Origin of the sequence: Protofrankia sp. BMG5.30, from assembly GCF_001983005.1 — a bacterium.
In the GTDB taxonomy this organism is placed as follows: domain Bacteria; phylum Actinomycetota; class Actinomycetes; order Frankiales; family Frankiaceae; genus Protofrankia; species Protofrankia coriariae.
This window is the reverse complement of sequence record NZ_MOME01000078.1, coordinates 1-8318: the sequence shown is the minus strand read 5'-3', so window position 1 is coordinate 8318 and position 8318 is coordinate 1. Positions and strand designations below refer to the sequence as shown.

Here is an 8318-nt window from a genome sequence, read left to right as displayed (position 1 = left end):
CCGGGTCTTCTGCGAGGGGTTCTTCACCGCCTACAATCACGACCACCGCCATTCCGGGATCGGGTTCCACACGCCCGCCTCGGTGCACTTCGGTACCGCCAAGCAGCTCCAGGCCCACCGGCAGGCCACCCTCGACCGTGCCCGCGCAGYGCACCCCGAGCGGTTCGCGCGCCGGCCACGGCCACCCCGTCTACCCGAGACCGTGTGGATCAACCAGCCAGTCCCAAGCCAACCGAGTAACGACCAACTGTCTCATTTGACTTGACATCTACCGGCCGAACCGCTCTCGTGTTCCCCGTCCCGGAGCCAGAACTGGACGGGACGGGGAACACGAGGGGCAGGACAGACGCCCACGTCGCCCTCGGCGCCTGTGTGTGCGGACACCGGAAAATTCCTGTGTGTTCATCCTCGGCGAGTTCCAAGTTTTCGGAGAATCCGACCGGGAATCCGACCGTCGCAATCCTAACAATGCCCGGTCCGCGGTCACCGAACTGCTTGTTGTATCGTTGCAGGGCAACTACGAACTGGACTTCCGTACCGAAGCGGTGTGACCCGCTGCGATGGCGGGCGGAGGCTCTACTCGTGCCCCTTGAATGGAGAGATCTCCGACCTGCTGCCGCTTTGTCGGCATGAATTATCCCGAGTCCTCGCACCCTTCACTGATGTTGAAATCATGATGCCGGTCTGACCGAATCAGTAGTGGCGGTGTCCTCCGTCAGCTGTTTCGCATCCGGTGCTCGAGCCCGTGTCATGAGCCACCAGCCGGCGTGTTGTCGCAGCTCATCCCAGACGGGGTGTGGTCGGTCATCAGGGACCGTACCCGGGAGAGATCTTCCACTGTGAGCTGGATTTACCGCGGAAACGGACCCGGCGGTCCGGGCCGAAGCCCGCAAGTCCGCTGGCCAGTACACATCTTCACTCCGGCAGAGGTCGCCGGCGCCGGTCGGTGGTTGGTGACACGAACCCGAGAACCGGGCCGTCCGGGCGGCCGCGGCGATGGTGGTGGTGATGCGGTGCGCGCTGGTGGGGGCAGCCGGCCGCCTTGCTGGTTGAGGAGCAGCGCTGGGTCCTCGGCGCCGGGCCAGGCGCCGGGTTCGTCGAGCCAGCCGGCCGGGCCTGCACCGCATCGGAGATCCGCCGGCTGATCCTCCGCCTCCTGATCACCGGTTCAGCGGGGCTGTCATGTCCTGACTCCGCCGAACCGGTGATCAGGTCCCGCTGGGCTACGCCCAGACCTGACGCAGCAGCCAGAGGCTCTTGGCGGTGCCCGAGCCCTGGACGAAGACGTACAGGAGGTTGTCGYTGTTGGCGATCACAGCTTGGGGATGGACGTCGCCGATGACGCCGCCGAGGTTCTGGAAGTCGAGGTAGGCGGGCTGGTTCTCGGTCTGCTGCACCGCGACCCACAGAGCCTTCTCGTTCGCTCCCTTCACGAAGGCGTGCACGCGGCCGTCCTGGCCGAGGAAGGCGGTGGGCTCGCCGAGGATCTGGCCCTTGAGGGATACGGAGGTCTCGAAGCTGTCGTAGTCGGGTCGCTGGCCGACCCGCCAGGCGGCGCCGTCCGAGCCACGGTAGAAGATCTGTACGTGCGCGGACGCGTCCAGCGTCGCGGTGGGCCGGCTGGTCACGCCGGTGGTCTCGCTGCTGAACGCCTCCCAGGTGTCGGCGGAGTTCCACGATTTCTGCTGGATGGTGTAGAGGGTGTCGTTGCCGCCCTTGACCGCCACCACGATGCGGCCGGAGCCGTCCAGGGCGGGTGAGGGGGTGGCGTAGATGGCGCCGCCCAGCGAGGTGGGCTGGGTGTACTGTTCGTACAGCAGGCCCTGGTTGTGGATGTACCACAGGGCGTTGTCGCTGCCCCGGAAGAAGACCTGGATGCGGCCGTCGGCGTTCAGCGCGGCGGCGGGGTCGCCGCCGACGTTCGAGATGAGATCCACCGGGGCGCTGAAGCCGCCGTTGATGGCGTTCTGGGTGATGACCTCGATGTGGTTGTCCGGGGTGCGGTAGAAGACGCGGATCTTTCCGTCCTTGYCGCGGATGGCGTTGGGCGCACCGGCTACCCGGGAGCCCGTGTGCTGGATCCACCCGGCCCAGGTGCGGTCGCGCTGCTCGTACCTGCTCCACAAGGTGTTGCTGCCGCCCTGGACGAACACGGACACACGGTTGTCGGCGTTGAGGACGGCGGAGGGCACGTCGACGAAGCTGCCCTCCAGGTTGATCCAGCTGCCCCAGTTCGTGCCCGGTGTGGTGGAGATCGCCATGCCAGCCTCCTGGTCTACGAGCGTGCCGATCGCGGCGCATGGTCGCTCTGCGTGGTCGCGGTGCGTCGTTGCGCTGCGTTATCGCTCTGAGTGGTCGAACCAGCCGGGAACGTATCAGGGATACAGGGGAATAGGAATACTCCGGACAGGAACAGTCCGGTTACCAGCGGATGGCGGGAAGTGCCCGCTTGCACCGCATCCTGCCGAGGTCCGAACTCGGGCGACGTACCTGTGGGTGCCGATTAATCATCCGGCCTGGTCAGCCGGCATGTCAGTACTGGTGGAGGGTTCCCTCCACCAGCCGATCTTGTCGGTGGATCTCCAGGTTCCCGATCTGCTCCGGTTCGGGTGGTGGGCGGAGCGTGGCTGCTTGTCCGAGGGGTCGGTGAGGCCGATGCCCGTTGTAGAACATCTTGAACTCACGCAACGTATGGGGTGAGTCCCCCCGGGTGGCACCCGGCCCCACCCGCCGGCCCACAGCACTCCCACCGACGGCCACCAACAGCGATCTGCCATCACCATCAGCAACCACCGCCAACCCTGACTATCACCAACCCCGCGGGCCAATCCCACCCCGGCCGCACCCACCCTGTGGGGCTCCAAAATCCGGCTTTCTGCCTGTGAGCTGGTCTTTTACGGTCGACGTGATCTTCTGTGGGAGTAGTCAGGCGGCGTTACGGTACTCGTTGATCAGCCCGCCGAGGATGCGTGTGCGTCGGACGTCGGATCCCGGAGTCGGGGTGACRGCGGGTGGTGCCGCGTCGGATGGGTGTTGGTCGAGGGCGCGGTGGGGCCGGTGGGTGTTGACATGCTCGCCGTAGCTGGTGAGGACCGTCGTCAGGTGCCGTTCGGAGACGATCAACAGCCTGTCGGTGCATTCCCGGCGGGCGGTGCCGATCCAGCGTTCCGCGATCGCGTTCGCCTTCGGGCACTGTGGCGGTGTGCGCACCACGTCGATACCGGCCCCGGTGAAGACGGCGTCGAAGGAGGCCATGAACTTCGTGTCGCGGTCTCGGATAAGGAACCGGAACCGGTGGCCGTGCTCCTCGAGGTCCATCAGCAGGTTCCGTGCCCGTTGGGTGACCCAGGCTGCGGTCGGGTGCTTGGTGACGCCGAGGAGATGGACGTGGCGGGTGGCGTGTTCGACGACGAAGAACACGTAGATCTGCTGGAGGAACACGGTGTCGACGGTGAAGAAGTCGCAGGCCAGCAGGCCGGAGGCCTGCGCGGACAGGAACGTCCACCAGGAACCGTCGGCCCGCCGAGGCGCGGGATCGACGCCGGCGCGGTGCAGGATCCGCCAGACGGTGGCGACCCCCACCGGATAGCCCAGCCCGATCAGTCCGCCGTGGATCCGGYGGTGGCCCCAGGTCGGGTTCTCCCGTGCGAGACGCAGGACCAGCTCGCGGATCTCCCAGCGGACCGGTGGCCCCGCCCGGGCGGCTTTCGCGGGTAGGTCCATTTTCGTACGAGGAGTTCACGGTGCCAGCGCAGCACGGTGGCCGGGGTGACGAAGAACGAATCCCAGCGGGCCCGGGGGAGTAGCCGGAACAGGGCTGCGAGGATCACCCGATCCGCCGGCTCCAGCGCCGGACGGTGGACCTGCCGTTGCAGCACCGCCATCTGATGGCGCAGGACGAGGAACTCCACCTCGTGCGCAGCGTTCCTGCGCACGCGGAACACCATCAGCCCGAGAGTGTTCCGCGTCAGGGCGTAGAGCCCCGCACCGTGTGATCGGCTGCGGGGCTCTGACCTGCCTCAACCAGCGTGCGCTCGGAGGGACTCGAACCCCCAACCTCTTGATCCATAGTTAGATCTGGATCTTCCGCTGGCATCCGTGGACGTCCACCGCGTCCGCTGACCTCGCACGCTCCGTCCACCGTGGTCCATAGCTGTCTGTACTCGTCTGCCGGCTTGACTGTCACTTTGGCTGTCAGCCGTGCCACGTCCTGGACCACGGGACGGCCGGCTGATACTGAGATCCGGGCGCATACTGGGAGGCATGGCAGAAGATCTTCTGGCGCTTGTCGTGGCCGACCCGACGATCGGTCATGGACAGGCGTGCATCCGGGGGACCCGGGTGCCGGTGAGCGTTGTCCTTGACTGTCTCGCCGACGGTATGTCGGACAAGGAGATCGTTGCCGAGTACCCGTCGCTGACCGTGTCGGGGATCCGGGCCGCTGCTGCTTATGGCGCACGTCTGGCCCGGGAGGATCTCGTTCCGCTGCATACTGCCCCGTGAGGGTCAAGCTTGRCGAGGGCCTGCCCGTCTCGCTCGCTGAACGGCTCGCCAAGTATGGGATCGACGCGGACACCGTGTTCGCCGAGGGCCTGGCAGGCCGCTCCGATCCTGATGTGCTCGCGGCTGCGGGTCGCTGAGAACCGCATCGTGTTCACTCTCGACCGCGGCTTTGGGAACATCCGCACCTACCTGCCCGGGTCGCACAGCGGGATCGTGGTCTTCCGGCTCGACAACCAGTCCGCATGTGCCGTGATCGCGGCTGTCGAGGATCTGATCACCCATCACGATCTTTCTGATCTTGTCGGTGCTGTGACGGTGGCCCACCGCGGCCTGCTCCGGATCCGCCGATAGGGCGGCTGGCCATGCTCCGCCACTGGAAACGTCTGGCGGGGTACAAACTGCAGTACTAGAGATCAAAAAGCCCAGAGCCCCGCGCCGTGTGATCGGCTGCGGGGCTCTGACCTGTCTCAACCTGACGTGCGCTCGGAGGGACTCGAACCCCCAACCCCTTGATCTGTAGTTAGATCTGGATCTTCCGTCGACGTCCACAGAGGTCCGCCCCGTCCGCTGACCTGGTGGGCTCTGCCCATGGGCGTCCACCAGCCTCCACCCTCGTCCGCCGGCTTGGCTGTCAACTTGGCTGTCAGTCGTTCTGACTATGGTCATCTTGGTGGTCTTCGCGGTGCCATGGTTTAGCGAGAGCTATACTCACTTGATGGACGGGCGGCAGTGGGACGTCTACCTCGTCAACGAGGTCCGTGACTGGATCGACGGCCTGGACGCCGCGACACACGCGCGGGTCGTCCAGGCGATCGACCTGCTCGCGGAGACCGGCCCCGGGCTGGGGAGACCGCTGGTCGACACGATCAGCGGCTCGTCGCTGCCGAACCTGAAGGAACTCAGACCGGGCACGGTACGGATCTTGTTCTGTTTCGATCCGTGGCGTTCGAGCATCCTGCTTGTTGCCGGGGACAAAGCCGGGCAGTGGAACGCCTGGTACGACGAAGCGATTCCACTGGCGGAGCAACGCTACAAGAGCTACCTGGTGGAACGCGGCCAGGAGGAGGGTGATCGGCGATGAGTGGTTACATACGGTGGGCTGATGTCCGTGCCGAGCAGGTCGCCCGGGCCGGTGGGGAGGAGGCGGTCGCCGCCGGCAAGCAGGAGCTTCTTGCGGTCGCGGTGGGGCACCGGCTTGCTGAGGTGCGTCGTGCGCGGGGTCTGACCCAGCAGCAGGTGGCCGAGCGGATGGGGGTGACCAAGGGCCGGATCTCGCAGATCGAGCAGGGCTCACTCTCCGGTCAGGACGTGGTCGCCAGATATGCTGCCGCCCTTGGTGGCCGGCTGCACCAGGCGATCTACTTTGACGACGGGGACATCGCCGCGATCGCCTGACCTGTTTCGTCGCCGCAACGCACCCGACGGCTTCCTGGGCTGAGGGCCGTTGCTACATAGAGATCTAGGGCCCCGCGCCGTGTGATCGGCTGCGGGGCTCTGACCTGTCTCAACCTGACGTGCGCTCGGAGGGACTCGAACCCCCAACCTCTTGATCCGTAGTTAGATCTGGATCTTCCACCGACGTCCGTGGACGTCCACGGCGTCCGCCGACCTGGTGCGCTCCGTCCACGGACATCCGCCAGTGTCCACCCTCGTCCGCGGAATCTTCCGGGATCACAGAGCGGATGTTTAGGTTGGGCTATAGTTGATCCATGTCGGCGGAGCCGCCTCATCGGTGGGCGATCAAGGTCGCGCCCGAGGTACGGGAGTGGCTGCGTGCGTTGCGCCAGACAGATCCGGGTGCCTACCGGTCGGTCAACGTGGCGATCGACATGCTCGCCGAGATCGGGCCTGGGCTCGGGCGTCCGCTGGTCGACACGCTGCAGGGGTCGACAGTCAAGAATCTCAAGGAGCTGCGTCCACGGTCGGGCCGTGATGTCGCGATACGGGTGATCTTTGTCTTCGACCCCTGGTCGCAGGCGGTACTGCTGGTCGCCGGCAACAAGGCTGGCGACTGGTCGCGGTGGTACAGGACAGCGATCCCCGCGGCTGAGGTCGCGTATGGCGGATGGCTGGCCGTGGAGAGGAAGCGGCGGGAGGGCTCATGACCGAGTTCCACGACTGGGACGACATCCGCGCCGAACTGCACGACGGCGACGGTGAGGCGCTAGCCGCTGAGCGGGCGCGCACCGAGGCATGGGTTAGTGCATTCCATCTGGCTGAGGAGCGCAGGCGACTGGGGCTGACTCAGCGTCAGGTGGCCGAGCTGATGGGTGTCTCCCCGGGCCGGGTTAGTCAGATCGAGAACGGTGATCTCGACGCCAACGAGGTCGCGACGCTGAGCCGGTACGCCCGGGCGCTGGGTGCCCGCATGCGGATAATCTTCGATTATGGCAACGACCTCCGCCAGATCGCCTGACCGGTCGTTGCCTTCCACGAAGCCCTGATCGTTTCCATCTGCAGTACGAATTGCAGTATTTAAGATCTTGAAAGCCCAGAGCCCCGCGCCGTGTGATCGGCTGCGGGGCTCTGACCTGCCTCAACCAGCGTGCGCTCGGAGGGACTCGAACCCCCAACCTCTTGATCCGTAGCCCTCGGCGCACCGTCTACGAACGTCCACCGCCGTCCGCCGGTGCAGGTCACAGGTTTGGTGATGTCCGCCAGCGTCCACGGACGTCCGCCCCCGTTGCAGTACAACTGCAGTACGACGCCCCTCCGGTCGCGGTCACGGTACGTCGTGAGCGCCGCGTGTCCCGCCCTGGACCACAGCAGCGAGCGGCACGACACTCGATGGCAAGCCGACCCTCACTGCAGGCGCGTCCTGCGCGTCAAGGAGCGGAAGCGGCGAGGCAGTCTCTTCCTTGGGTTCACCGACTACCCAATGACAAGAGCGGCTTGCTACGGCGGTAGTCGTCCATTAATCTCCGTTGTTCGGACTGTTCGCGATCCGGGGGCATCCGCCGTCATCTCTGGGCTTGGCTGTACGCGAATGGCGGCTGTACTGGGGGAGGCAGTTGGAGTGTGAAACCGCGGTGTCTACGAAGGGAAGAAGCCAGGCTGCCGCAGCAACCGTACGTGACTGTCTGAGGGCAGGCCAACCCGTCCCAGTAGAACCAGAGCGAATGCCAAGTTGGGCTGTATTCATCGCTCCGTGGATCCGGTATGATCGATCGATGGTAGCACCTTGAGGTGCTCGCGGAGAAATATACAGGAGGCGGGGTGGGTAGACCGGACTTTGCGGCCGGGGTGAAGAACGCTCTATTTACGCTCGCCCGGGGATATTGCTATGAACCTAGTTACAGAGAGCCGGTGATGAAGTTCGTCGATGGCGAACCTCTCACAAATGTTGATGTTGCGCATATCTGTGCGTTAGAACCGAGCGGAGCCCGCTACGACCCGGCGATGTCGCTTGCCGAACGTCAGGCTTTCGGTAACCTAATACTTCTTTGTACCGTACATCATAAGGTCATCGATCGAACCCCGACCCGAGACCGGTACCCGGCCTCTCTTCTACGTGAATGGAAAAAGAAGGCAGAAGGCGACCTGGGTAATCGCCTAAAGGCGTTGTCTGCGGTCACAGAACAGCGACTGGAAAATATGATAGGTGAAGCAGTAGAAGCGACTCGCGAGGGAATTGATGCCGCCCTCGACGACATCGCTACCACGAATCAGGAAATTGCATTCGCAATTAGAGAGCTGGTTTATGAAGCCTTTGATCGACCGCAGCTTGATGTCGATGCGATCGAGTTGCTCGCCCACTCGGCCCGTATGCTTGGCGGTCTTGAGGAAAATGCAATGACGCTTCACAGTGCGGCAAA

Annotated in this window: 10 protein-coding genes and 2 pseudogenes; 10 read left to right on the top strand and 2 right to left on the bottom strand. The window is 64.8% G+C overall.

Translation table 11 applies throughout. From position 1 onward, the window contains the following. Both BL254_RS28000 and BL254_RS27515 read left to right on the top strand, forming a co-directional pair. Positions 1-265: pseudogene (locus BL254_RS28000) on the top strand (IS3 family transposase); the annotation flags it as partial. Positions 266-398: 133 nt separating this feature from the next. After that, positions 399-551, top strand: a complete 153-nt coding sequence (locus BL254_RS27515) for a hypothetical protein (RefSeq protein WP_157180523.1) — start codon at positions 399-401, stop codon at positions 549-551. A 672-nt stretch (positions 552-1223) separates the two neighbouring features. Here the strand turns inward: BL254_RS27515 and BL254_RS24270 are convergent. Next, positions 1224-2261, bottom strand: coding sequence for a hypothetical protein (locus BL254_RS24270; protein ID WP_076845323.1), 1038 nt, complete (start codon positions 2259-2261; stop codon positions 1224-1226). 664 nt (positions 2262-2925) lie between these two features. Next, a pseudogene (locus tag BL254_RS24265) lies at positions 2926-3947 on the bottom strand (integrase core domain-containing protein). Between the two features lie 316 nt (positions 3948-4263). Here BL254_RS24265 and BL254_RS24260 point away from each other — a divergent pair. The 8 genes from BL254_RS24260 to BL254_RS26625 form a co-directional block, all read left to right on the top strand. Further along, positions 4264-4503 carry a DUF433 domain-containing protein gene (locus BL254_RS24260; protein ID WP_047223796.1) on the top strand — a complete coding sequence of 80 codons (240 nt, stop codon included), beginning with the start codon at positions 4264-4266 and terminating at the stop codon, positions 4501-4503. Next, positions 4500-4640 carry a DUF5615 family PIN-like protein gene (locus BL254_RS27510; protein WP_175648479.1) on the top strand — a complete coding sequence of 47 codons (141 nt, stop codon included), beginning with the start codon at positions 4500-4502 and terminating at the stop codon, positions 4638-4640. The genes BL254_RS24260 and BL254_RS27510 overlap by 4 nt, the downstream gene beginning before the upstream one ends. Before the next feature lie 10 nt (positions 4641-4650). Next, positions 4651-4854 (top strand): hypothetical protein, encoded by a 204-nt coding sequence (locus BL254_RS27505; protein WP_175648478.1) that lies wholly within the window; start codon positions 4651-4653, stop codon positions 4852-4854. Between the two features lie 364 nt (positions 4855-5218). Beyond that, positions 5219-5584, top strand: coding sequence for a type II toxin-antitoxin system RelE/ParE family toxin (locus tag BL254_RS24250; protein WP_043602838.1), 366 nt, complete (start codon positions 5219-5221; stop codon positions 5582-5584). Further along, positions 5581-5898, top strand: coding sequence for a helix-turn-helix domain-containing protein (locus tag BL254_RS24245; protein ID WP_047223795.1), 318 nt, complete (start codon positions 5581-5583; stop codon positions 5896-5898). The genes BL254_RS24250 and BL254_RS24245 overlap by 4 nt, the downstream gene beginning before the upstream one ends. A gap of 314 nt (positions 5899-6212) precedes the next feature. Then, entirely contained in the window at positions 6213-6608 is a 396-nt protein-coding gene (locus BL254_RS24240; RefSeq protein ID WP_047223794.1) for a type II toxin-antitoxin system RelE/ParE family toxin, read from the top strand. Beyond that, complete coding sequence (locus BL254_RS24235) at positions 6605-6919, top strand: transcriptional regulator (protein WP_047223793.1); 315 nt, start codon at positions 6605-6607, stop codon at positions 6917-6919. Before BL254_RS24240 ends, BL254_RS24235 begins: the two co-directional genes overlap by 4 nt. 800 nt (positions 6920-7719) lie before the next feature. Beyond that, on the top strand, positions 7720-8318 hold a 599-nt coding region (locus BL254_RS26625; protein ID WP_139342490.1), incomplete at its 3' end, for a hypothetical protein.

What these genes read in the sequence shown, in the direction of transcription:
- BL254_RS24260 (WP_047223796.1), top strand. Translation starts at nt 4,264, where the DNA reads ATGGCAGAAGATCTTCTGGCGCTTGTCGTGGCCGACCCGACGATCGGT.
- BL254_RS24250 (WP_043602838.1), top strand. Translation starts at nt 5,219, where the DNA reads ATGGACGGGCGGCAGTGGGACGTCTACCTCGTCAACGAGGTCCGTGAC.
- BL254_RS24245 (WP_047223795.1), top strand. Translation starts at nt 5,581, where the DNA reads ATGAGTGGTTACATACGGTGGGCTGATGTCCGTGCCGAGCAGGTCGCC.
- BL254_RS24240 (WP_047223794.1), top strand. Translation starts at nt 6,213, where the DNA reads ATGTCGGCGGAGCCGCCTCATCGGTGGGCGATCAAGGTCGCGCCCGAG.
- BL254_RS24235 (WP_047223793.1), top strand. Translation starts at nt 6,605, where the DNA reads ATGACCGAGTTCCACGACTGGGACGACATCCGCGCCGAACTGCACGAC.